The organism is Nocardia sp. NBC_00511 (assembly GCF_045161165.1).
Classification (GTDB): Bacteria; Actinomycetota; Actinomycetes; order Mycobacteriales; family Mycobacteriaceae; genus Nocardia.
Genome location: NZ_CP107849.1, coordinates 325,711 through 347,225 on the forward strand (window position 1 = coordinate 325,711; position 21,515 = coordinate 347,225).

Below are 21,515 nucleotides of genomic sequence, written 5' to 3' on the forward strand. Positions count from 1 at the left end.
ATACCCGCACGAATCGGATGCCGGTCGAAGACTGGTCGCGCGGAATGGGAATGATGGGGGTTCGGTGTCGGTGCGATCGTCGGATAACGGAGGTAATCGATGGGCCAGGAGTTCGAGATCCGGGATGCGGGGCCTGCGGACTTCGCGGCGATCGGAGAGCTGACGGTCGAGGTGTACGTGGGGGAGGGGCATGTCTCGACCGCCAGCCCCTATGTGAGCGAGTTGGCGGATACCGCGACGCGGGCCGCGGCGGCCGAGGTGCTGGTGGCGATGCGCGGGGACGAGCTGCTGGGGTCCTTGACGGTGGCTCGGCCGGGGACGGCGTTCGCCGATATCGCGCGCGACGGGGAGTTGGAGTTCCGGATGCTGGCGGTGTCCAAGGGGGCCCGGGGGCTGGGAATCGGAACGGCGCTGGTGCGGCGGGTGATCGAGATCGCCCACGCGGAAGGCTTCGAGGCGGTGGTGCTCACCACCATGCCGTCGATGCAGGACGCTCGCCGCGTCTACGACCGGATGGGGTTCGCCCATGCGCCGGAACGGGATTGGCTCACCAGGACGGGCCTGCCGCTGACCGTGATGCGAATGGACACCACCGCGGCGGAGTGAGGCGGCCGACCGACTCGGCCGGTGTGCGGCCGAGTCAGCCTGCCTGGCGAGCCCGCGAGCGGATGCCGCGGGCGGGGTCTCAGGTGAGGGTGCCGTCGATACAGAGCGACGGCGTGCGCCACGTTTCGGCGGGGCGCTCGGTGTCGAACTTCCACTGCCCGATCGGGGTCGCGGCCTTCCACAGCAGGCCGCCGGAGGTGCGGACCACCTGGTAGACGTCGTCGGTGCCGGGGATCAACTGGTTGCCGACGCAGTAATCGGTGTAGGCGGTTCCGGGTTGTCTTGCGCCGGAACTGAATTGGCCGGTGGGGTTGGCGATCGCGCCGGGGGTCGGCGCCGTGCTCGCCTTGCCGCTGACCGCACCGGCGAACCAGTGCGGGGCACCGGCCTCGGTGCCGCAGGTGTAGCCGACACCGCCCGCGACGACACTGCTCTGCTGCGGGTAAGTCGTTCCGGCCCACAGGCATCCGGCGGCGGGGCGGGAGCGGCGTTCGCCGGGGTCGGCTTCGGCGGCGGCCGCCAGTGGCAGTCCGCCGACGGCCAGGGCGGCGACGGTGAGGGGCGCCGCGGCGATGCGCAGGGCGCGCGACCGGGGTCGGCGGGTGGGGGCGGCGGCAGTGACATTGACGGCAGTGGCATTGACAGACATGCGAATTCCCTTCGATCGGCGAGCGGTCAGCAGTGGCTGGCGAGGGCGGGGCAGACGGTCCAGCCGGAACCGTCCTGGTTCCAGTTCTGCGTCCAGCCGGCGGCGCTGCCGCCGTTGGAGTTCATCGGCTGATCGGCCGGCTGTCCCGGGTACTGCGCGCGCTGGTTCTGCCAATGTTCGTTCTGCAGCAGGGGATTCGAGTCGGTGTGGTGGTAGCCGAGCGGATCGTTGTGGTGCGCGCCGGTGGTGTCGCCGTTGTAGCGCGGGCTCGGATTGTGCAGTGAGTTGCCCGCGCCGCCGGGCGTGCTGTCGCGTCCGCCGCTCTCGGTGGTGGAGCCGCGGCCGGGCGGTTCGGCCAGGGCGGTGCCGGTGGTCAGGACCGCGGCGGTGGCCGCGCTCGCGAGCATGGCCAGGGTGCGGCCGATTCGACGGGTTCTCGGGCGTGATCGATGGGCTTGCGGCATGGCGTCATTGCCTCTCTGCTTGCCGGTTCAGGTCACGTCGGTGACTTATCTACGTAGTTAGACAGTAGGTCATCTACGTAGGTGAATAGTAGGTGAATCCTGGGAATCTACTGAGTAAGTCCGTAGATGGTGCTCGACGGCACATTCGACGGCCGACGTGACGGCACCCCGTGGCAGGCACGGAAACGCCCCTGCCGGAAACCGGTCAGGGGCGTGAAAAGCGTTGCGGTACGGCGGGATCCGCCGTCGATCAGCCGAGCACCCCGGCGATTATGCCCGCCAGGTACCCGAGGCGAGCCACCTCGGAGGGGCGGAAGTCCGGACCGCCGGGACGGCCCAGCAGCAGCACCTTGCCGGTGTTGCCCAGCGGGGCGGCGGCGAGCTTGGTGTCCATGTCCTTCCAGAGGTCCGGCACCCAGTCGCCTTCGCCGTCGAGCACCATCGGCTTCTCCAGCGGCATCCACGGCGCGGAGGCCGCCTGCGTGGACGGCGCGCTCTGCGAGCCCACCACGCGGTACGCGCCCTGCGGACCGATGTCGATGACCGTCGACCAGCCGACGCGCAGCACCCGTGGCGCGCCGTCGACCAGGACCTGCAGCCGATCGTCGCGCGCGTTGGCGACCTGATCGATCAGCTCGAGTTCCCGGTGGGTGTCGAGGATTCCGGAGTACGGGCGCAGCGAATCGACCTGCACATCGTGCAGGGATTCGGCTGCGGTGATGAGGGTGTCGGGCAGGGCGCCCGAGGGCACCTCCACGACGATGTCGTCGATCGCGAATCCGTCACCGCGTTCCACGACATCCAGTGACAGGATGTCGGCGCCGACGGAACCGAGCGCGAGAGCGAGCGAACCGAGACTCCCTGGGCGATCCGGAAGTTGCACGCGAAGCAGGTATGACACGTGCCTTCCTTTCCTTTGACCTCTGCGACCGAAACTTTCGGACGGGTACCCGAGTCCCGCAATATTTACACCCTATGGACCGGGTTATCGAATCGGAACTCGGGCTGTGACGCGGACCACTCGAGAACGGGCCACCTATTGATGGTGCCAGGTCCGGGCCGCACCTGCGACCGGGCGCCCGAGCCGACCCACTAGGCTGTCGATGGTCGAAACCCGAGCACGAACCACGCCGAAAGGGGTCCTGCGGTGCCCGCCATCTCCAGGGACGAGGTCGCACACCTCGCCCGGTTGTCCCGGCTCGCCTTGACGGACGAAGAACTCGATCTCTACGCCGGTCAGCTGGATTCCATCCTGACCCACGTCGCGCAGATTTCCGAGGTCGCCGCCGCCGATGTACCCGCCACCGCATCCCCGAATCCGGAGACCAATGTGACGCGTCCCGACGTGGTGCAGCCCTGCCTGACGCCTGAACAGGCGTTGGCCATGGCGCCCGCGGTCGACGAGCAGCGGTTCATGGTTCCGCAGATTCTGGGGGAGGGCGAATGAGCGACCTGACCAAACTGTCGGCCGCCGAACTGGCCGGCAAGATCCACGCTCGTGAGGTCTCCGCGGTCGAGGTCACCGAGGCTCACATCCAGCGCATCGCCGAGGTCGACGGGGAGATCAACGCCTTCCTGCACGTCGCCGGTGAGCAGGCGCTGGTGACCGCCGCCGAGGTCGACCGGCAGGTCGCCGCCGGGACCGTCGCCTCGCCGCTGGCCGGTGTTCCCTTGGCGCTCAAGGACGTTTTCACCACCACCGACATGCCGACCACCTGCGGGTCGAAGGTACTCGAGGGCTGGGTGTCGCCGTACGACGCGACGCTCACCACCAAGCTGCGTGAAGCCGGGATCCCGATCCTGGGCAAGACCAATATGGACGAGTTCGCCATGGGCTCCTCCACCGAGAACTCCGCGTACGGTCCGACCCGCAATCCGTGGGACACCGACCGGATTCCGGGCGGTTCCGGTGGCGGCTCGGCGGCGGCGTTGGCCTCCTACCAGGCTCCGCTGGCGATCGGCACCGACACCGGTGGTTCCATCCGGCAGCCCGCCGCGGTCACCGCGACGGTCGGCACCAAGCCCACCTACGGCACCGTCTCCCGCTATGGCCTGGTCGCCTGCGCGTCCTCGCTGGATCAGGGCGGGCCCTGTGGCCGAACGGTTCTCGACACCGCGCTGCTGCACGAGGTCATCGCCGGATACGACCCGCGCGACTCCACCTCCCGCAATGTGCCGGTGCCGCCGGTGGTCGCCGCCGCTCGTCAGGGCGCGAACGGCGATCTGTCGGGTGTGAAAGTCGGTGTGGTGCGCGAACTTCACTCCGACAGCTACCAGCCGGGCGTGCTGGCCTCCTTCGATGCCGCCGTCGCGCAGCTCAAGGATCTGGGTGCCGAGGTCGTCGAGGTGTCGTGCCCGCACTTCGAATACGCGCTGCCCGCCTACTACCTGATCCTGCCGTCGGAGGTGTCGTCGAACCTGGCGCGCTTCGACGCCATGCGCTACGGCCTGCGCGTCGGCGACGACCACACGCATTCCGCCGACCAGGTGATGTCGCTCAGCCGTGAGGCCGGGTTCGGTCCGGAGGTCAAGCGCCGCATCATGATCGGCACCTACGCGCTGTCCTCGGGCTACTACGACGCCTACTACGGCCAGGCCAACAAGGTCCGCAACCTGATCGCGCGCGACTTCGACAAGGCCTACGAGACCGTCGACGTGCTGGTCTCCCCGACCAGCCCGTTCACCCCGTGGAAGCTCGGCGAGAAGGTCGACGACCCGCTGGCCATGTACCTCTCGGACCTGTGCACGCTGCCCACCAACCTGGCCGGGCACTGCGCCATGTCGGTGCCGTCGGGCCTGTCCGCCGACGACGGGCTGCCGGTGGGTCTGCAGATCATGGCTCCGGCGCTGGCCGACGATCGGCTCTACCGGGTCGGCGCGGCCTACGAGGCGGCCCGCGGCGCCATCGTCTGACCGCCTGATCGAGCATCGCCCGAACGGGTTTTTCCGCAAGCGAATTCGGCCCTCACCGGCGAAACCGGTGGGGGCCGTTCGTTCTCGAATCGGCAACGACTGCGATCAGTCGGACCAGACCGGTAGGCTGGCACCGGTTCGGCAGGGTTGAAGGGTTTCTCAGGGGATGTTGCGACGCGGCGAAGTCTTCGCGGACTACGTGATCGAGCGCGAAGTGGGCCGTGGCGGAATGGGTTCGGTCTACGCTGCCCGCCACCCACGGCTCCCGCGGCTGATCGCGCTCAAGCTGCTGCACCGGGAAATGTTCGCCGACCCGGAGACCCGGGCGCGCTTCGAGCGGGAGGCGAACGTCATCGCCCAGCTCGACCACCCCAACATCATCAACGTCTACGACCGCGGGGCCGAGGGCGAACAGCTCTGGATCGCCATGCAATACGTGGACGGCGTGGACTGCGCCTCCATCGACCCCTACGACCTGGCTCCCGAACGCGCGATGGAGATCGTCGTGCAGACCGCCGCCGCCCTCGACTACGCGCACGAGCGCGGCGTGCTGCACCGGGATGTGAAGCCCGCCAACATCCTGCTGTCGCGCTCGGGTGGGATCGGCGCCGGATTCAGCGCGCGGGCGCTGCTCAGCGACTTCGGGATCGCCCGCGCCCTCGACGACGACGCGCACCTGACCCGCACCGGCATGCTCAACGCCACCCTCGCCTACGCCTCGCCCGAACAGCTCACCTCCGCGCCGCTGGACGGCAGCTCCGACCAATACTCGTTGGCGTGCACGCTGTTCCGGCTGCTCACCGGGCAGGGGCCGTTCGACGCCGCGAACATCGCGACCGTGATGCTCGGGCATCTGCAGTCCGCGCCGCCGTCGGTGAGCCGACTACGACCCGAACTGCCCGCAGAACTCGACGAGGTGCTGTGGCGGGCGCTGGCCAAGGATCCGCGCGACCGCTACGACACCTGCTTCGAATTCGCGCAGGCCGCCTGGGAGACCATGGCCGAACCGGTGACGCTGGTGCGGCGGCCGCGCGCGGCGACCACCGAACGCGCGCCGCGACCGGAGACCGTGCTGGGCTGCCTCTACGGCGGCGCGGTCGGGGACGCGCTGGGCGCGCCGATCGAAACCATGCTGCTGCACAACATTCAGCAGCGGTACGGGATTCAGGGCATCACCGGGGAAGGCAGCTCGTACAAGGGCCGCATCTCCGATGAGACCCAGCTGACCCTGTTCACCATGGAGGCGTTGATCCGCGGCGCCCGGGCGCGGGAGCGCGGCGTGGCCGCGACCGTCGGGCTGGTGCAGGAGAACCTGCTGGTCTGGCTGCGCGGACAGGGGCAGGCCACCGTGCCCGAACAGCCGGTGCCATTGCAGAGCGGGCTCACCGGATACCCGGAATTGATGACCTACCGCGGGCCCACCCACGCGACCATCACCGCGCTGCAGCGGGTCGCGGCGCAGCGCCGCCCGGGAACGCCGCTGGGCACCCGGGATCGGCCGATCAACGACTCCAAGGGCTGTGCGGCCGTAGTGCGTTCCGCGCCCTGTGGATTCACCCAGTCGATGGAGTACGCGTTCGAATTGGCGTGCGACGCCGCGGCTCTCACCCACGGCAATCCCGGCGGGTGGCTGCCCGCCGGGGTGCTGGCCGCCACCGTGTTCGGGCTGCGGCGCGGCCTCGACGTGCGGGCGGCGCTGGAACGGGCGCGGGTGCTGCTGATCCGGCATCGCGACCACGAGGAGACCTCCGGGGCGCTGGACGCGGCGGTGCGGCTCGCCGACCGGGTCTCGGCTCCCGGACATCGGATTCCGGATCCCGCCGTGCTCGAAGTGCTCGGCTCCGGGGTGATCGGGTCGGAGGCGCTGGCGCTGGCCGTGTGCGCCGCGCTGTGCGCCGAGAACATCGGCGGCAGTCCGGAGCAGATCTTCCGCACCGGAGTCCTGCTGGCGGTCAACCACTCCGGCGACAGCGACTCCACCGGTGCGATCTGCGGGTCGCTGCTGGGTACCCGGCTCGGTGTGCAGGCCATCCCGCAGCTGTGGCGGACCCGCCTGGACGTGGCGGCTGCCATCGAACGCCTCGCCACCGACTTCGACCACGAATTCCGTTCCCCGCCAGCACGTCCCGGCACCACCATGCCGCGCATCATGCCCTGACCGGTTCGGTCAGCACGACGGCATGGCGGTGCCCTGATCGGTGCCGTAGCGATGGCCGTGTCCCGGCGGGGCGTCGAGTGCGCCGAGCAGGTCGACGCTGGTCTGTAGGAAGCTGATCACCGGAAGCCACTGCGGGACAGGTGCGTCCGGGCGGGTGCCGGTGAGATCCGGTGCGCGCCACAACAGTGCGGGGGACCAGTGCACCACCGGGTCGGAGGCATTGGCCAGCACGGTCGCGCGGCCGTGATGGGCCTGCCCGGCGGGCGGACCCGCCCACAGCGCCCCGCAGGTGCGGCGATCCTGATCGGCGTCGTCGGCGAAGACCGAGCTGCCGCCCAGCGCACCCAGGCTCTGACCGTAGATGTAGAGCTTCGGCGGATGCGGCAGCGCCGAAATCCGTTGCTCCACAGCCTCGAACAGTGCCCGCGCCGAATCCTCCGCCGCGCGGCGGCCGAACAGGAAGGTCACCCAGCTCGGGGCGTCCGAATACTGCAGGCCGACCAGCGCCACGTCCCCGCCGAAGCGTTCGTCGAGGCCGCGCGCGGCATCACCGTCGATCCAGCCCGAACCCGTCGGCACCGTCACCACGATATTGCCCCGATACAGCCCGCCGGTGCGCTCCAGCTCCCGAATGGCCAGGGCCACCCGGGTATCCAGATCCACCGCCGAATTCAACCCGACATAGATCCGTGCCGTCCGCGCCGGACTGCCCGCCACGAAGCGCCGCCCCTGCGCACCCAGCGACGGCCAGCTCGCCATCGACACCGGACTCCCCGACCGGCTCGGTGACTCCGGCTGCACCAGCTCCGGATCCACGAAAGAATTCGACGCCGCGTACGCCGAGCGACGCCAATCCACCACGGCCGGAACAACTATCGCCTGCAACGCCACCAACAACGCCACTCCCGCCACCACGCTGCGCGCCCGCCCCAGCCGCCGCACCACCCACCGCGCGCCGCGACAGACCATGAGCACCACCCCAGCGATCCCCGCCGTCCACAGCGCCCACTGTCCCCAGTACGCCGGACCGATCCCCGCCACCCCCATCGCCGAGCGCAACTCGTTCTGCCAGTGCTCCGCGTACCCCATCGCCGTACTCACCGCCAAGACGGCCACCACCGCCGCCGAGGCCCGCCCCCACCGCGAGGTGAACCCACCGAACCTGGTCAACCGCAACAGCATTCGAACCAGCGCCGCCACCCCGAGCGCGACCAGCACCAGCAACGCGGTCAACATCCCCTGCGCCGACGGCGTCCGCGGCAACAGTCCCGGCCCGAGCGACATCACGACCCCCACTCCCACCGCGATACTCGTGCCAAACCTCGGCAGCGTGATTTCCAAGCTCCGCAACGACATTCGGCCGCGAGCACCGGTCGTCGCCGTGGAGCGGTGGACCGACGCGCCACTCACACCGGACAGCCGCTTTTCGCGCGCGACAAGGGGCGTCGTGACGCCACTGGCAGATGGGGCCACCCCGATTCGAGTGGTCATTGCGACACCGTCGCGATCGGCATGGTCGCCCGCCCGGCACGAGTGCTCGACACGTGACCGGCAGCACGACGGCGGCGCACGAGAACCGTTGCGACAGTGGCCGACACGAACGCCAGCCCCACCCCGCCCAGCAGCATGGTCGCCTCGGACGGGGTATGCGAGGAGGGTTCGAAGAACGGCTCGTAGATCGGATCGCCGTAGTCCTGGCGAATGGAATTGAGATCGACCGCCGTGGTGGCGACCGACGCCATCACATCGCACTGCGCCCGCGACAACGCCCCGGCCCGATCCGTGCACGCGGCATGCATCCGCCGCTCCAACGCCGCGTCCACCGTCTGCCGCGCCCACGGCCCCAGCGGCTCCCCGTGCGCCGCCGCATACCGCAGCAGGTCGTACCCGAGATCATGCGACTTGCAGGCCAGATCGAACTCGGCGGGCAGCGGCACCGGAGAGGAGCAGTCCCCCTGCGGATTGATCAGCATCCCGGCCTCGACCACCGGCCGATACCCGGCCTGAGTGACGAAGTCATCGGGAATCAGCGCCGGATCCGGCTGCGCGGCAACCGCTTCCAGAATCCCCACGCGGGCGGGAGCGTATTCGGGCGCGATCGGGGTGGTCACGGCCGCGCCTGAACTCGGCGCAAAGGCGACGCCGCCGGAGAACACCATGGCGGCGGCCGCCGCCAGCACCGCGGCTCGCGCCAGCGGGTGCCGCGACCTGTTCGCCGACTCCTCGGGCGCTGAAGTGATCGCTGCGTCGTCGGTGGCCCGCAGGGGCTGCGGGGTGGTGGAACGGGGCGAGATCCTGGGGGACGTCGGGAACGCTCTCATGAGGACGACGCTAGGAATCGGGGTGTGAGCGGGGCGTCAGCCTGCGGGGGCGTTCCGGGGTGGGCGGGGTGGGGGAGTGGCGGACGGGTGTAGTACCCGGGTAGGGGGTGGGAGATCACCCGGGGGCGGGAGGTGAGGGACGCCGGAGGTCTCTACGGTCGAGGGCATGGTCGGTACTTTGTCTGGTCGGTCGCGGGTGCTCGGAGCGCGGCAGTGGTTCGATGGCTTCACGGTGTTGGTGGCGATCGTGTTCATGGCGGTCGCGTGGCCGACGCTGCAGTTGACGCATCGGGTGCCCGCGGCGGCGATGCCGTTCATCGCGGGGTTCGCGGCGCTGCCGGTGCTGCTGGTGCGGGTGAATCCGCAACTGGGATGGGCGGTTTCGGCCGGGTCGGCACTGCTGATCGCGCTCGCGGTGCCGCACAAGGCGGGCAGTTCGCTGCCGTTCCAGGTGGTCCACATTCTGGCGCTGTTCGTGCTGGTGTTCGCGGTGGCGGTGCGCTCGCCGGTCCGGATGGTGGCCGTGGTGTGGGTGGCGACATCGCTGCTGTTCGCCACCACCATGGCGCAGACCGGTGACAGTTTCGCCGAAACCGGATTGGGCTGGCCGCTGGCCATCACCGGGCTGGTGATCTTCGGGCTGCTGATCCGCTGGGTGGTGGTGTCGCGGCAGGCCCTGCTCAAGCAGGAGGAGGTCACCGAGGTGGAGCGGGCCCGCCGCGCCATCCTCGAGGAGAAGGCCCGCATCGCACGGGATCTGCACGACGTGGTGGCCCACCACATGTCGATGGTGGTGGTGCAGGCGCAGACCGCGCCCTACCGCATCGACGGACTCTCTCCGGCGGCACGCGAGGAATTCGAATCCATCGGCACCGGAGCTCGGGCCGCGCTCAACGAGATTCGCGGCATGCTCGGCGTGCTGCGCAGCGACGGGCAGCTGCCCGAACACTCCCCGCAACCCGCCGCCACCGACCTGCCCGGCCTGCTCGAGGCCGCACAGCGCGCGGGCGTCCCGATCACCTGGACCGTCGACGGCAGCCTCGACGCGGTGCCCGACACCACCGGACTGGCGCTGTATCGAATCGTGCAGGAGTCGCTGGCCAACACCTCCCGGCACGCCCCGGGCGCGCCGGTGCGAGTGGCCATCACCTGCGCGACCGCCCTGACCCTCATCGTCGGCAACGACCGCCCGATCGCGGTGCGCACCGGTGAGCACTCCGGCGCCTCCGGCAGCGGGATCGCCGGAATGCAGGCCCGTGCGAGCGCCGTCGGCGGCATGCTGATCGCCGGTCCCCGCGCGGACGGCGGTTTCGAAGTGCGCGCGGAGTTGCCGCTGGTCGCCGCCCTGGATCCGACCGCCGTGCGACGCTGAGCCGAGCCCCGCACCGAGCCCCGCGGTCACCCCCGCGGGGCCGCTCACCGTCGCCGGTCGCGCCGGATCGCCGGTGCCCGGGGTGCGAACCTGCCGTGCGGGCAGCTCTCGGCCCCCGGGCATGGCAAACTCGGTGGCGTGCGTGAGGTGGGATTGTGGCGATAACCGTGTTGATCGCCGACGACCAGGCGATGGTGCGGCAGGGGTTCGGCGCGCTACTGGCCGCTCAGCCCGATATCAGCGTCGTCGGTGACGCCCCGGACGGGAAAACCGCTGTCGCGGAAGCGAAACGGCTGCGCCCGGACGTGGTGTTGATGGATGTGCGCATGCCGGAGATGAACGGCCTCGACGCGGCCAAACTCATCCTCTCGGCCGGGTTCGAACCGCCGGTGCGGGTGCTCATGCTCACCACCTTCGATATCGACGACTACGTCTACGAGGCGCTCGGCCTCGGCGCGAGCGGGTTCCTGCTCAAGGACGCCCCCGCCGAGGAGTTGGTGCGCGCGGTGCGCGTCGTCGCCGCCGGTGACGCCCTGCTCGCACCCACCGTCACCCGGCGGCTGATCGCCGATGTCACCCGCCGCCGCGCCCGCCGCGCACCCGCGCCGCAGCTGTCGGTGCTCACCCCGCGCGAACGCGAAGTGCTGGAACTGGTGGCGCGCGGCATGTCCAATGCCGAGATCGCCGAAAGCCTTTTCGTCGCCGAGCAAACCGTGAAGACACACGTCTCGAAGGTGTTCACCAAACTGAACCTGCGCGACCGGGCGCAGGCGGTGGTGCTCGCGTACGAGTCCGGCCTGGTGACCCCGGGCTGACCTGCCCGGACAGCGATTCTGCGGGTAGGCTCACGGACTTGTACGTCACCGGAAGGGGGTCCTGAACAGTGCTGAATAGCGGTGACGTGTTCGCCGGTTTCACCATCGAACGACTGCTCGGACAGGGCGGGATGGGCGCGGTGTATCTCGCCCGCCACCCCCGGCTGGGCAAGTTGACGGCACTCAAGCTGCTGAACCGGGAACTGTACGCGGACAGGGAGATCCGCGCCCGCTTCGAACGCGAGGCCGACCTGGTCGCGCAGCTCGACCACCCGAATATCGTCGAGGTGTTCGATCGCGGCACCGAGGACGAGCAGCTGTGGATCTCCATGCAGTACGTGGACGGCGTGGACGCGGCCGCGGTCGACGTGACGCAGCTGCCGCCGGAGCGCGCGGTCCAGGTGATCGAAGGCGTCGCGGGCGCACTGGATTACGCGCACGGCATGGGGGTGCTGCACCGGGATGTGAAGCCCGCCAACATCATTCTGGCGCGCGCGATCGGCGGGCACGGGGAGCGGGTGTTCCTCACCGACTTCGGCATCGCCCGCCTGCGCGAGGATTCCACCCATCTCACCCAGGCGGGCATGTTCACCGCCACCCTCGCCTACGCCTCGCCCGAGCAGATGACCGGCGCGCCACTGGACTCCAGCACCGACCAGTACTCGCTGGCCCTGTCGCTCTACTGGCTGCTGGTCGGCGCCGGCCCCTACGACTCGCCGGACCCGCAGGAACTCATCAACGGCCACCTGCAGATGCTGCCGCCGCCGGTCAGCCTGCGCCGCCCCGGGCTCACCCAGGCCATGGACGCCGTGCTCAGCAAGGGCATGGCCAAACGCCCGGCCGACCGCTTCCCCACCTGTAGCGATTTCGCCAAGGCCGCCCGCCGCGCCCTGACCGCCGCGCAGCCGCTGCCGTCCCATCTGCTGCCACAGACCCCGCGGCCGTATCCGAATCCGCCTGGCGCGCACGCGGATTCGCCGCAGCCGTACCCGCCCGGCTACGTCCCGCAACCCGGATATCCGGCGGCCGCGCCGAGCTATCCACCGGCCGGGGGTTATCCGCCCGCGCAGTATCCGGTTCCACCACCGGCATATCCGAGCCCGGTGTATCCGTCGCCGCCGCATCAGCCGGGCGCGGTGCCGCAGCCGTCGGCATCGCCCGCGCCGCAGCCGTCCGGCCCGCCGCCGCAGCCCGTGCCCGCTACCGCAGTGCCCCCTGCGCCGCAACTCGTCGCCGTGCCCGCGCCGCCCGCTCCCGTGGTGCCGCCCGTGCCCGCCGGGCCGCCGCAACTCGTCGCCGTGCCCGCACCGCTGGTTCCCGTGGTGCCGCCCGCGCCTGCCGGGCCGTCGGCGTCGGAGGCCGATACCGTGGCGTCCGGACCGACCGTTCGCTCCTATCCGGGGTCCGCCGAACCGGCGCAGGGTGATTCGTCGCAGCAGCCCACCGATATCGTCGCGCAGCCGGTGATCACTCCGAACCCGATCCGTACGCCGGACCCGGTGGCGGAATCCCCGAGTACCGCCGAGCCCGCGCAGGCTGCCCCCACCGATACCTCCGTCGCGCAGCCGCTGGTGGCGGTGGCCGCGTTTCTCGCCGGGGCACAGCGCGTCTCGGTAGCCGAACGTGGATCGGGCGTGGCGGCGACGTCCGCGCCGAGCGAACCGGTCGCCGGGGCGCCGGAACCCGCCGACTTCACCGACCTGTCCGATTCCACTGATATGCCCCGAAATTCAGGCAAACACGCCCGCCACCCTGAATCCGGGGAGTTCGTCCCGGTCGCGGGTGCCGCCGTCGGGTCGCGGACTCCCGGTGCCCATCGCCGGTCCGGTTCGGAACTCGACACTTCGGACGGTTCATTCGCGGCATCCGCTGCCGCCGAACCTGATTCGGATATTTCGCCAGTTTCGGACGGTGCGCTCGGGACCGCCGGTGTCGACGCATCCGCGGCGAATGTCACCGCGGCCGGATACGCGGTACCGCCGCCGTACGGGCAGTACGCCCCGAACATCACGCCGCCCAGGCTGATTCGGACCCCACAGCGCGCCGAGCCCTCGCAAGTCACCGCGATGGTGGTGCTGGGCCTGGCGGTGCTGACCCTGGTGCTCATGCTGGCGGTCGTGCTGGTCGTCGTCGCGGGTTAGCGTCCCGGGGCCAGGGGCGGCCCGCACAGGTCGGCCTGCGGCAGACTCAGCACCACTTCCCCCAGCTCGACCAGGACCTGACGGGCTCGTCGCCGCACCATGCAGTTCTCGGTGGTGCAGCACTTGTGGATCTGCATGGCCTGATGTGCCTGTGGCAGCGCCAGATTGCCGGGATCCATCATGCAGTCGAAGAGGAAGAGCATCGCGTCCACCGGTCTGCGAGGGTTGTGAGCAGGTTCGCGATCCGGCGTCGGTGTCGGCGCTGCATGAGCGCGGGTCTCTGCCCAGGGTATCGGCGGCGAGGGAAGTTTGGTGCGCCCGGCTCGGGGACGAGTGGGTCCAGAGATAGCAAGGGCTCCGGTTTCTCACCGGGCGCGATACCCAGTCCAGCACCGTTCGGGCGAACCGACAATCGCAGGCCGGTCGTGGTGGCAAACTTTCCCAAAGCTCCAGGTCGGCATTCATATCGCGTGGGAGCATCATTCGCAGTGACCGAAATAAGCCTTCGTGGGGGAGGATTCGATGTCCGAGCACGGTTCCACACTGCCGCGTCGCCAACTGGGCCGTTACCTGCGGGAAGCCCGCATGCAGTGCAATATGACCATCGCCGAGGCCGCCGCCCTGATGGAGTGGAGCGAGTCGAAACTACAGCGACTCGAGACCGGGAACGCGGAGAAGATCCGGGTGCTCGACATCCGGGAGCTGTGCCGCATCTACGACTTCGACGAGGAGTTCACCACCGCGCTCACCGGCCTCGCGCAACAGGCCAGCGTCAAGTCCTGGTGGCACGAATACGACGACCTGCTGCCCGAAGGTTTCAATGTGTATGTGGGGCTGGAAGCTTCGGCCCGCAACCTGGTCTCCTATCAGCCCGAGATCTTCCCGGGTCTGCTGCAGACCGCCGAGTACGCGCGGGTCCTGATCGGTGATTACTGGCCGGATGCTGTACCCGAGCAACTGGACCGCCGGGTGCAGCTGAAGGTGCGTCGTCAAAGCCTCTTGACGCGCAAGCGAAGTCCTGCCGGATTCGATGTGGTGGTGCATGAAACCGCACTACATCGCGTTGTCGGCAATCCGCGCGTAATGGCCGGGCAACTTCGGCGCGTGGCGGACATGTCGACATTGCCGTCGATCGCTGTTCGTGTACTACCCTTCTCCGCGGGCGTGCCGATCGGTCACACCGTCGGCCCGTTCGTGATCCTGGAGTTCGGTGCGGACAGCGGTAATCGGCCCCTCGAACCCACGGTCGTATACCTGGAGAACTTCCTCGGGGACCTCTACCTGGAGAAGCAGGCGGCGGTGGACCGTTATCGCCAGGCGTACCAAGCGATCCAGCAATCCGCGCTGGACGAGACGACCAGCAGAGACCTCCTGCGGAGGGCAGCGAAGGAGTACGCGACGTGACCGTCGAATCCGGCGTCAGGTGGTTCAAGAGCGTCCGCAGCACCGGCGCCAAGGAGTGCGTGGAAGTCGCGTTCCTGTCCGCCGGTGTCGGAGTCCGCGACAGCAAGAATCCCACCGGACCCGCGTTGATCTTCCCGGCCGCGGACTGGGACCGCTTCACCGCCGCCCTGGCCGCCGGCCGGTTCGATACCAACTGATCGAATCCGCCGGGGCGCGGACGGTGGTGCGGCTCAGTCCTTTTCGCCGGGATCGAGCCGCCGTCGGGCCAACTGGGTGACGCCGTTGTAACCGTAGCTCTCGCCGTCGAGTTCGTAGAGGGCGACGTAGACCGCACCCGGCAGTGGCCCGAGCCGATCGTGCAGCAGTTCGTAGGCGTGCTCGATGAACGCCGCCTTCTCCGCGGCGGTGTTGGTGCCCACCGTGATACTGACTTCCAGATGCGCACCGGTCGTGCCGGTGAGCCGGGTGGCGTCGACGAACCAGCGGTCGGCGGGCACCAGATTGGTATGGAAGACGGTCACTTCCGGCTCTTTGAGCAGGTCCTTCTCGAGCAACGCCGTGATCGCGGCGGCCAATTCGGCTTGTACGTCCGCGGATACGGCGGGGTCGGCGATGGTGAGTCGGGCGAAGGGCATGGGACGGACTCCTGTCCGGGAGTGGGAATCAGCGTGACCGGGCGGCGCGGGTCGCGTTGATGGTGACGGCGGCCGCGTTCCAGATCGCGTACAGGCTCACCGAATACGGCACCCAGGTCGGGTGGTGCAGGGCGATCAGGACGATGGTCGCGAGGGCCAGGGCCACGGCGCGCTGCACGATTCCGTTGTGCAGCAGGCTGCGCAGCACGGTGAGATCCAGGGGCTGATTGACGTTGACGGCGTTCATTTTTCCGACCTTAAGGTGACGTGCGACGGCCTTACGGGGCATGTCGCGCCAGGTGGGGGACAGTTGGCGACAGGGTGGATCAGGCTGCCGGACAGTCGTTTCCGGGTGTGCTCCGAGGGATCATGATCTGCGACTTTCTAACGGAAGATCGTTTGTTCATCCGTTAGAACATAATGTCCTACCGATTCAATTCCCGTTAGAATCGAGAGATGGTCGACCCCTTGGCATTCCGGTTCGTGAACACCCTGCGCGCCACCGGCCGCGGTCTCACCGATGCCTTCGCCACCCCCGAGTCCACCCATGACTGGTTGCTCGCCAATGCCGCGAACCTGGGGGTGTACCTGGATCTCGAGGCGTACCACCCCACCGAAGCCGATCGGCTCGCGCTGGTGGAGCTGCGCCGGAACGTGCGCGCCCTGTTCGCCGAAGCCGTTGCGCCGCAGGCGCCCAGCTCGGCCGACGCCGCGGTGCTGCCGCCCTTCGCGGACGCCCTCGCGGCCCTCAACCGCGCCGCCGCCCCCGTGCTGCGCCGCTTGGAATGGGACGACGCCGGTCCCCGGCCGGAATTCCGCCTGCTCACCTCTGGCGACATCGACACCCTCCGTGCGGGCTTGGCCGACGCCGCCATCGAATTCCTCACCGGACCGCTGCCCGAGCAGGTCCGCGTCTGTCCCGCGCCGCGCTGCGTGCGCTACTACCTGAAGGCCCATCCCCGGCAGGAGTGGTGCTCGGTGGCATGCGGCAACCGCGCCCGCGCCGCGCGCCACTATCAGCAGCACCGGGACTGAGAGCCGGGGCCGCACACGCGACGAGCGCCCCGACCGGGTGATCGGGGCGCTCGTGATGGCTGCGGGGTGGGCTCAGCCGAAGAAGGCGGCGGCCTCGCGGTAGCGGTCCGGCGGGACCAGCTTGAGCTGCTTGGTGGCCTCCGACAACGGGACCAGTTCGATATCGCTGCCCTTCAGCGACACCATCTGCCCGAAGCTCCCGGCGTGCACGGCCTCGGCCGCGTGCACGCCGAAGCGGGTGGCCAGCACCCGGTCGTAGGGGGTGGGGGTGCCGCCGCGCTGCACGTGGCCCAGCACGGTGGTGCGGACCTCCTTGCCGATGCGGCGTTCGATCTCGATGGCCAACTGCTGGGCGACGCCGGTGAAACGGACATGCCCGAATTCGTCGATGCCGCCGTCGCGCAGCGTCATCGAGTTGGGATCCGGGTGCGCGCCCTCGGCGACCACGCAGATGAAGTGCGAATCACCGCGCTGGAAGCGGCGTTTCACCATGGCGCAGACCTCGTCCACGTCGAACGGGACCTCGGGGACCAGGGTCAGGTGCGCGCCGGAGGCGATACCGCAGTTGACGGCGATCCAGCCCGCGTGCCGTCCCATCACCTCGACCAGCATGACGCGCTGATGCGATTCGGCGGTGGTGTGCAGCCGGTCGATGGCCTCGGTGGCGATGGCGACCGCGGTGTCGTGGCCGAAGGTGGTGTCGGTGCAGTCGATGTCGTTGTCGATGGTCTTGGGCACGCCCACCACCGAGACGCCCTCGTCGGCCAGCCAGGAGGCGGCGGTCAGGGTGCCCTCGCCGCCGATCGGGATGAGGGCGTCGATGCCGTTGTCGTCGAGGGTCTGCTTGATGCGGCCGAGACCGGCGCGCAGGACATCAGGATTGGTGCGGGCGGTGCCGAGGATGGTGCCGCCCTTGGTGAGCAGCCGGTCGGTGCGATCGTTGTTGAGGATCTGGATCTTGCGATCCTCCAGTAGGCCGCGCCAGCCGTCCTGGAACCCCACGATCGCGTCCCCCCAGCGGCCGTTCGCGGTCCGAACGACAGCTCGGATCACGGCATTCAAGCCTGGGCAGTCTCCGCCTCCGGTCAAGACTCCGATGCGCATGGCGTCCATCTTGCCCTGATCGCCATCCTTCGTGGGGTTCGCCCCCGTGAACCGCTGGTTACGACCAGGATCAGCCCGCGGCGCAGGCGCCGCCGCGCAGTTCGTCGAGATGCTTGCCGATCACCGTGGCGATCTTGGTGAGCATGGCGGTGCCGTCGTCGAAGGATCCGGAAGTTGGCTGTGCCGCAATGGTTATCGCGAGCTGCCCGCCGTCGACCGGAATCAGGCCCAGCTGTCTGACCAGGTAGTTTCCATTGGCGTCCGGCCCCCAGCCGCCCTTGAACACCGCGCCGTCGAGGGTGCCGAGCCCCCAGCGCTGCCCCGAGCTGATCTTGCCCATCAGCGAGGTCACCGAGTCCGACTGCGGCAGGCACGGCAGCTTGGCGGTGAAGCGGAGCTGATCGGTCAGCGACCAATCGGCCTGACCGAACGCCGAATAGTCCGAGCGGGCCCGGGTGGCGGGCACCGTGGTGACCGTGTCGCCGCCCTCGCGCAGCACGCCCTGTACAGCCTGCGCCGCCGCCTCCGGGGTGCCCAGCGACTGCCACAGCGTGTCGGCGGCGGTGTTGTCGGAGTAGACGATGGCATTGAGCGCCGCAACGGTATTGGAGGAGTCGTGGCGCAGGGCCGCGATGGTCAGCGGCACCTTCATCGTCGACCACCCGGCCCCGGACTTCCAATCCCCGAAGGCCCCCACCTGATTTCCGCCGACCGGCATGAACGCCAGCCCGATGCGACCCGCCAGCGTCGGTTCCAGGTCGTTGGTGAATTCCCAGGCCAGCGTGCCCGGCATGGCGACCGTCGGCGGCGCGACCGGGGGTGCGCCCGCGGATGCGGTGACGGTGGTCTTCTCCGGCACCATAACGGGTTTGGAGCCGCAGCCGGTCAAGCCGGTGACCAGCAGCGCCAGCGCGGAGCACCCCGCGGCCCGGGCCCATCGCCGGGTGCGACCCCTCGGTGCGTCCACGCCGTTACCTCCATCGTGCCGGTGCGTTCCCTGTTCCTAGCGGACACACCTACCCCCGTCAATCGGATGGATTGTTGTGGGTCGGCACAATCGGGGTCAAATCCGGTGGGTATCGCCGGTTTTCGGCGTCCGCTCAGTGAGAGCAGAGGCCGCCGTGCAGATTCGGCAGGTGGTCGCCGACCAGCAGCGCCAATTTGTCCATCATGTCGGTGGCGTCGTCGAAGCTGCCGGAGGTGGGTTCGACCGCGAGCGCGACGGCCACCGGACCGTTGAGTGTGGGCACCAGACCGAATTGGCGCACCGTGTATTTGCCGGTGTCGTCGTCGGGACCCCAGCCGCCCTTGAACTCCGCGCCGACCAGTCGGCCCAGACCCCAGCTCTGGCTCGGGGTGATCTCACTCATCAGCGAGACCACCGAGTTCGCGCGCGGCAGACAGGGCAGCCGCGCGGCGAAGTGCACCTGGTCGGCCAGCGACCAGTCGGTGGCGCCGAAGGCCAGCCCGTCATCGGATTCCAGTGCGGCGAGTTTGGTGTGGCGGTCGGCGACATCGGTGTTGGTGTCACCGGTTTCGCGCAGCACCGCTTCGACCGCGGCGGCGGCCTCCCCGCCGGTGCCCAGGGAGTTCCAGAGCGACTGTGCCGCATCGTTGTCGGAGAAGGTGATGGCGGCCTCGGCGGTGGGGCGCATGCCGTCGGGATCGCGGCGCAGCGCGGCCAGCGCGAGCGGCACCTTGATGGTGGACCAGGCGATGCCGGTGGTCCAGTCGCCGAGCTGGGTCAGATCGCCGCCGCCGACCGGCATCACGGCGACGCCGATCCGGCCGTCGAGTTGCGCCTTCAGATCGGCGAAATCGGCAGTGAAGGCAACGGTTTTCGGCAATCCGAACAATTCCGGCAAATCCGGCGCGATCATCGGCACGTTCTGCAATGCCGCGCTGTCGGAGGCCGCCTTGATACCGGCCGATTGCACCGTGGGGCGATGTGCGGCACCGACATTGAAGCCACACGCGGACACCGCGACGACAGCAGCCAATGCCAGCCCGCGCGCAATTCCCTTGCGACAGGCGGGGATCGGATCAGTAGACATACACCACCGCGTTCTCACCACCGGCGCAGGTCACCAATTTGCCTGCGGCCGTGCAGTTCATCGTGTAAGACCGGCCGGTCACCGGACTCACTGCCACCACACTAACCGCCGCACCCGGCCGACTCGACGTCGCGTCGGCGTAGGCACGGCGAACCTCTTCTGCGAAAGGACAACTGGTCACGGTATTTCCGGTAGCGGAAGTGGTGTAACCACCCACCGCCGCGAACGCCGGTGGACACGGTGTCGAACCCGGCGGCGGCTGCACCGACGCGGGCGCGGCACTGGTGCTCGGGCTCGACGACTGTGCGCGCGTGGTCACCGGATTGCTCGGAACCGTCTGCGCGGCGGTCGCACTCGGTGTTTCGTTGCCGGGGCGGTCGAGGACTTGCCAGCCGATCGCACCGGCAATCGCGGCCGCCGCGACCACCAGCACGCCGATCGAGATCGGCACCGCCACCGACCTGCGCCGCCGCCGTCGAGGCGGCACCGGCGTGGGGTCGACGCGCGGATGATCGGAGGTCGGATACAGCGAGGGATCCGGCGCGGGCGCGTACGGGAAGTCCCGCTGCTGCGCCTGCGCGTGACCCCAGACCGCCTGCTCCTGCGCGTCCGGCGGCAGCGGCGTGTAGTGGAAGTCGCTGACCCGCACCCGAGTCGGGTCCGACGGCAGGATCACCGGCAGATCGGGCCCGGCGTCCTCGTCGGGGGCGGGCGGGAAGGAGCCGGTGATGTAGGCCGGGAAATTGCCGGAATTGGGCTGCCGCACAGTCGGATCCGAATTCCGACCGGTCGGCAGAATGGTGGTGGGCGGCGCGCCCACACTGCCCCCGGGCAGCGCCGTGGTCGGCGGCGCGAACCCGCCCGCGGCGGGCAGCACGGTCGTCGGCGGCGCGGACGGCGGACCGACCGGCGGTCCCGGCGGCACGGTGCGGCCCGGTCGCGGCGGTTCGGCGGGCGGGGGCGGCGTCGCACCACCGGCGAGCGCAGCCCTTGCGGCACGGGCGAATTCACCCGCGGTGTAGAAGCGCTGCTGCGGATTCTTGGCCAGCGCGCGACCCACCACCGCGTCCAGCGCGGGCGGAATTCCGGCGCGCTCCAGGCTCGGCAGCGGCGGCGGCTCCGACAGATGCGCCCGCACCAGCGCGCTCATGTTCTGCGTCGGGAACGGCTTGTTGCCGGTGAGGCACTCGTGCAGCACACAGCCCAGCGAGTAGATGTCCGCGCTGCCCGACACCGGGCCCGCGTCGAAGCGCTCGGGGGCCATGTAGGCGTATGAGCCGACCGCGGTGCCGGTGACCGTGATGGTGGAATCGCCCTCGGCCCGGGCGATGCCGAAATCCGCGAGATATGCGAAATCCGCATCAGTCACAAGGATGTTGGCGGGTTTGACGTCACGATGCACCAGGCCCGAGTAGTGCGCGGCATCCAGCGCCGCCGCCACCTGCTCGAGAATCGTGATCGCGCGCAACGCGGGCATCGGACCCTGATGGTCGAGCACCGAACGCAGATCGCGCCCGCGCACCAGCCGCATGTCGATGTAGAGCACACCGTCGATCTCGCCCCAGTCGTGGATGGGGATGATGTGCGGTTCGGCCAGCCGCGCCGCCGCCTGCGCTTCGCGGCGGAAACGTTCCTGGTAAGAGGGATCTTTCGCTAGCTCGGCGGGTAGCAGTTTGACGGCGACGACCCGATCCTTGACGGCGTCGTACGCCTCGTAGACCTCACCCATGCCGCCCCTGCCCAGCAGGGAACGCAACTCGTACGGACCGAACCTGCTGCCGGCCCGCGACTGCGGTGCATCCACCCCGTCAAAACCTCCAACTCGTAGGAGGGAAGCGACGAGG

Annotated in this window: 22 protein-coding genes; 10 read left to right on the plus strand and 12 right to left on the minus strand. The window is 69.4% G+C overall.

Annotated features, from left to right (window positions below):
* Positions 1–99: 99 nt before the first annotated feature.
* Complete coding sequence (locus OG300_RS01555) at positions 100–606, plus strand: GNAT family N-acetyltransferase (protein ID WP_405491340.1); 507 nt, start codon at positions 100–102, stop codon at positions 604–606.
* Between the two features lie 79 nt (positions 607–685).
* Here the strand turns inward: OG300_RS01555 and OG300_RS01560 are convergent, their stop codons facing one another.
* From OG300_RS01560 to OG300_RS01570, 3 genes are all read right to left on the minus strand, one after another.
* Entirely contained in the window at positions 686–1,255 is a 570-nt protein-coding gene (locus OG300_RS01560; protein ID WP_405491342.1) for a hypothetical protein, read from the minus strand.
* Between the two features lie 26 nt (positions 1,256–1,281).
* Positions 1,282–1,719 carry a hypothetical protein gene (locus OG300_RS01565; protein WP_405491344.1) on the minus strand — a complete coding sequence of 146 codons (438 nt, stop codon included), beginning with the start codon at positions 1,717–1,719 and terminating at the stop codon, positions 1,282–1,284.
* Positions 1,720–1,969: 250 nt separating this feature from the next.
* Positions 1,970–2,620 (minus strand): amino acid-binding protein, encoded by a 651-nt coding sequence (locus tag OG300_RS01570; RefSeq protein WP_405491346.1) that lies wholly within the window; start codon positions 2,618–2,620, stop codon positions 1,970–1,972.
* Between the two features lie 246 nt (positions 2,621–2,866).
* Between OG300_RS01570 and gatC the strand changes: the two genes are divergently transcribed.
* The 3 genes from gatC (at position 2,867) to OG300_RS01585 (ending at position 6,790) form a co-directional block, all read left to right on the plus strand.
* On the plus strand, positions 2,867–3,166 hold the full coding sequence (gatC, locus tag OG300_RS01575) for an Asp-tRNA(Asn)/Glu-tRNA(Gln) amidotransferase subunit GatC (RefSeq protein WP_405491348.1): 300 nt from the start codon (positions 2,867–2,869) through the stop codon (positions 3,164–3,166).
* Positions 3,163–4,632, plus strand: a complete 1,470-nt coding sequence (gene gatA, locus OG300_RS01580; RefSeq protein WP_405491350.1) for an Asp-tRNA(Asn)/Glu-tRNA(Gln) amidotransferase subunit GatA — start codon at positions 3,163–3,165, stop codon at positions 4,630–4,632. The genes gatC and gatA overlap by 4 nt, the downstream gene beginning before the upstream one ends.
* Before the next feature lie 166 nt (positions 4,633–4,798).
* Complete coding sequence (locus tag OG300_RS01585; RefSeq protein ID WP_405491352.1) at positions 4,799–6,790, plus strand: ADP-ribosylglycohydrolase family protein; 1,992 nt, start codon at positions 4,799–4,801, stop codon at positions 6,788–6,790.
* A gap of 9 nt (positions 6,791–6,799) precedes the next feature.
* Here OG300_RS01585 and OG300_RS01590 read toward each other — a convergent pair whose 3' ends face one another.
* Both OG300_RS01590 and OG300_RS01595 read right to left on the minus strand, forming a co-directional pair.
* Positions 6,800–8,092, minus strand: a complete 1,293-nt coding sequence (locus tag OG300_RS01590; protein WP_405491354.1) for an alpha/beta-hydrolase family protein — start codon at positions 8,090–8,092, stop codon at positions 6,800–6,802.
* 185 nt (positions 8,093–8,277) lie between these two features.
* Positions 8,278–9,111, minus strand: coding sequence for a hypothetical protein (locus OG300_RS01595; protein ID WP_405491356.1), 834 nt, complete (start codon positions 9,109–9,111; stop codon positions 8,278–8,280).
* Between the two features lie 166 nt (positions 9,112–9,277).
* On the opposite strand from OG300_RS01595, the gene OG300_RS01600 reads away from it, so the two are divergent.
* From OG300_RS01600 to OG300_RS01610, 3 genes are all read left to right on the plus strand, one after another.
* Positions 9,278–10,483: a sensor histidine kinase gene (locus tag OG300_RS01600; protein WP_405491358.1), complete on the plus strand. Its 1,206-nt coding sequence runs from the start codon at positions 9,278–9,280 to the stop codon at positions 10,481–10,483.
* Positions 10,484–10,638: 155 nt separating this feature from the next.
* Positions 10,639–11,298: a response regulator gene (locus OG300_RS01605; protein WP_405491360.1), complete on the plus strand. Its 660-nt coding sequence runs from the start codon at positions 10,639–10,641 to the stop codon at positions 11,296–11,298.
* Between the two features lie 68 nt (positions 11,299–11,366).
* Positions 11,367–13,439, plus strand: a complete 2,073-nt coding sequence (locus tag OG300_RS01610) for a protein kinase domain-containing protein (RefSeq protein ID WP_405491362.1) — start codon at positions 11,367–11,369, stop codon at positions 13,437–13,439.
* On the opposite strand, the gene OG300_RS01615 is transcribed toward OG300_RS01610, so the two are convergent.
* Positions 13,436–13,651, minus strand: a complete 216-nt coding sequence (locus OG300_RS01615; protein ID WP_405491364.1) for a hypothetical protein — start codon at positions 13,649–13,651, stop codon at positions 13,436–13,438. The genes OG300_RS01610 and OG300_RS01615 overlap by 4 nt on opposite strands.
* A 310-nt stretch (positions 13,652–13,961) precedes the next feature.
* On the opposite strand from OG300_RS01615, the gene OG300_RS01620 reads away from it, so the two are divergent.
* Together OG300_RS01620 and OG300_RS01625 are read left to right on the plus strand one after the other, a co-directional pair.
* Positions 13,962–14,843, plus strand: coding sequence for a helix-turn-helix domain-containing protein (locus OG300_RS01620; RefSeq protein ID WP_405491366.1), 882 nt, complete (start codon positions 13,962–13,964; stop codon positions 14,841–14,843).
* Positions 14,840–15,040, plus strand: coding sequence for a DUF397 domain-containing protein (locus tag OG300_RS01625; protein ID WP_405491368.1), 201 nt, complete (start codon positions 14,840–14,842; stop codon positions 15,038–15,040). The genes OG300_RS01620 and OG300_RS01625 overlap by 4 nt, the downstream gene beginning before the upstream one ends.
* A gap of 33 nt (positions 15,041–15,073) precedes the next feature.
* Here the strand turns inward: OG300_RS01625 and OG300_RS01630 are convergent, their stop codons facing one another.
* Positions 15,074–15,478, minus strand: a complete 405-nt coding sequence (locus OG300_RS01630; protein WP_405491370.1) for a 4-oxalocrotonate tautomerase family protein — start codon at positions 15,476–15,478, stop codon at positions 15,074–15,076.
* Positions 15,479–15,506: 28 nt separating this feature from the next.
* Complete coding sequence (locus tag OG300_RS01635) at positions 15,507–15,725, minus strand: hypothetical protein (protein ID WP_405491371.1); 219 nt, start codon at positions 15,723–15,725, stop codon at positions 15,507–15,509.
* A gap of 209 nt (positions 15,726–15,934) precedes the next feature.
* On the opposite strand from OG300_RS01635, the gene OG300_RS01640 reads away from it, so the two are divergent.
* A complete protein-coding gene (locus OG300_RS01640; protein ID WP_405491373.1) occupies positions 15,935–16,513 on the plus strand; it encodes a CGNR zinc finger domain-containing protein in 579 nt (192 codons plus the stop codon).
* Positions 16,514–16,585: 72 nt separating this feature from the next.
* Here OG300_RS01640 and OG300_RS01645 read toward each other — a convergent pair whose 3' ends face one another.
* From OG300_RS01645 to OG300_RS01660, 4 genes are all read right to left on the minus strand, one after another.
* Positions 16,586–17,617 (minus strand): ATP-dependent 6-phosphofructokinase, encoded by a 1,032-nt coding sequence (locus OG300_RS01645; RefSeq protein WP_405491375.1) that lies wholly within the window; start codon positions 17,615–17,617, stop codon positions 16,586–16,588.
* Between the two features lie 70 nt (positions 17,618–17,687).
* Complete coding sequence (locus OG300_RS01650; RefSeq protein WP_405491377.1) at positions 17,688–18,584, minus strand: hypothetical protein; 897 nt, start codon at positions 18,582–18,584, stop codon at positions 17,688–17,690.
* A 133-nt stretch (positions 18,585–18,717) separates the two neighbouring features.
* Positions 18,718–19,671 (minus strand): hypothetical protein, encoded by a 954-nt coding sequence (locus OG300_RS01655; protein WP_405491379.1) that lies wholly within the window; start codon positions 19,669–19,671, stop codon positions 18,718–18,720.
* Positions 19,661–21,475 (minus strand): serine/threonine-protein kinase, encoded by a 1,815-nt coding sequence (locus OG300_RS01660; RefSeq protein WP_405491381.1) that lies wholly within the window; start codon positions 21,473–21,475, stop codon positions 19,661–19,663. The genes OG300_RS01655 and OG300_RS01660 overlap by 11 nt, the downstream gene beginning before the upstream one ends.
* Positions 21,476–21,515 lie beyond the last annotated feature (40 nt).

Excerpts from the sequence above, each read along its gene's own strand:
- OG300_RS01565 (WP_405491344.1), bottom strand. The coding sequence starts at position 1,719 with ATGCCGCAAGCCCATCGATCACGCCCGAGAACCCGTCGAATCGGCCGC.
- OG300_RS01555 (WP_405491340.1), top strand. The coding sequence starts at position 100 with ATGGGCCAGGAGTTCGAGATCCGGGATGCGGGGCCTGCGGACTTCGCG.
- OG300_RS01640 (WP_405491373.1), top strand. The coding sequence starts at position 15,935 with ATGGTCGACCCCTTGGCATTCCGGTTCGTGAACACCCTGCGCGCCACC.
- OG300_RS01595 (WP_405491356.1), bottom strand. The coding sequence starts at position 9,111 with ATGAGAGCGTTCCCGACGTCCCCCAGGATCTCGCCCCGTTCCACCACC.
- OG300_RS01560 (WP_405491342.1), bottom strand. The coding sequence starts at position 1,255 with ATGTCTGTCAATGCCACTGCCGTCAATGTCACTGCCGCCGCCCCCACC.
- OG300_RS01645 (WP_405491375.1), bottom strand. The coding sequence starts at position 17,617 with ATGCGCATCGGAGTCTTGACCGGAGGCGGAGACTGCCCAGGCTTGAAT.
- OG300_RS01600 (WP_405491358.1), top strand. The coding sequence starts at position 9,278 with ATGGTCGGTACTTTGTCTGGTCGGTCGCGGGTGCTCGGAGCGCGGCAG.
- OG300_RS01635 (WP_405491371.1), bottom strand. The coding sequence starts at position 15,725 with ATGAACGCCGTCAACGTCAATCAGCCCCTGGATCTCACCGTGCTGCGC.
- OG300_RS01585 (WP_405491352.1), top strand. The coding sequence starts at position 4,799 with ATGTTGCGACGCGGCGAAGTCTTCGCGGACTACGTGATCGAGCGCGAA.
- gatA (WP_405491350.1), top strand. The coding sequence starts at position 3,163 with ATGAGCGACCTGACCAAACTGTCGGCCGCCGAACTGGCCGGCAAGATC.
- OG300_RS01630 (WP_405491370.1), bottom strand. The coding sequence starts at position 15,478 with ATGCCCTTCGCCCGACTCACCATCGCCGACCCCGCCGTATCCGCGGAC.
- OG300_RS01655 (WP_405491379.1), bottom strand. The coding sequence starts at position 19,671 with ATGTCTACTGATCCGATCCCCGCCTGTCGCAAGGGAATTGCGCGCGGG.
- OG300_RS01620 (WP_405491366.1), top strand. The coding sequence starts at position 13,962 with ATGTCCGAGCACGGTTCCACACTGCCGCGTCGCCAACTGGGCCGTTAC.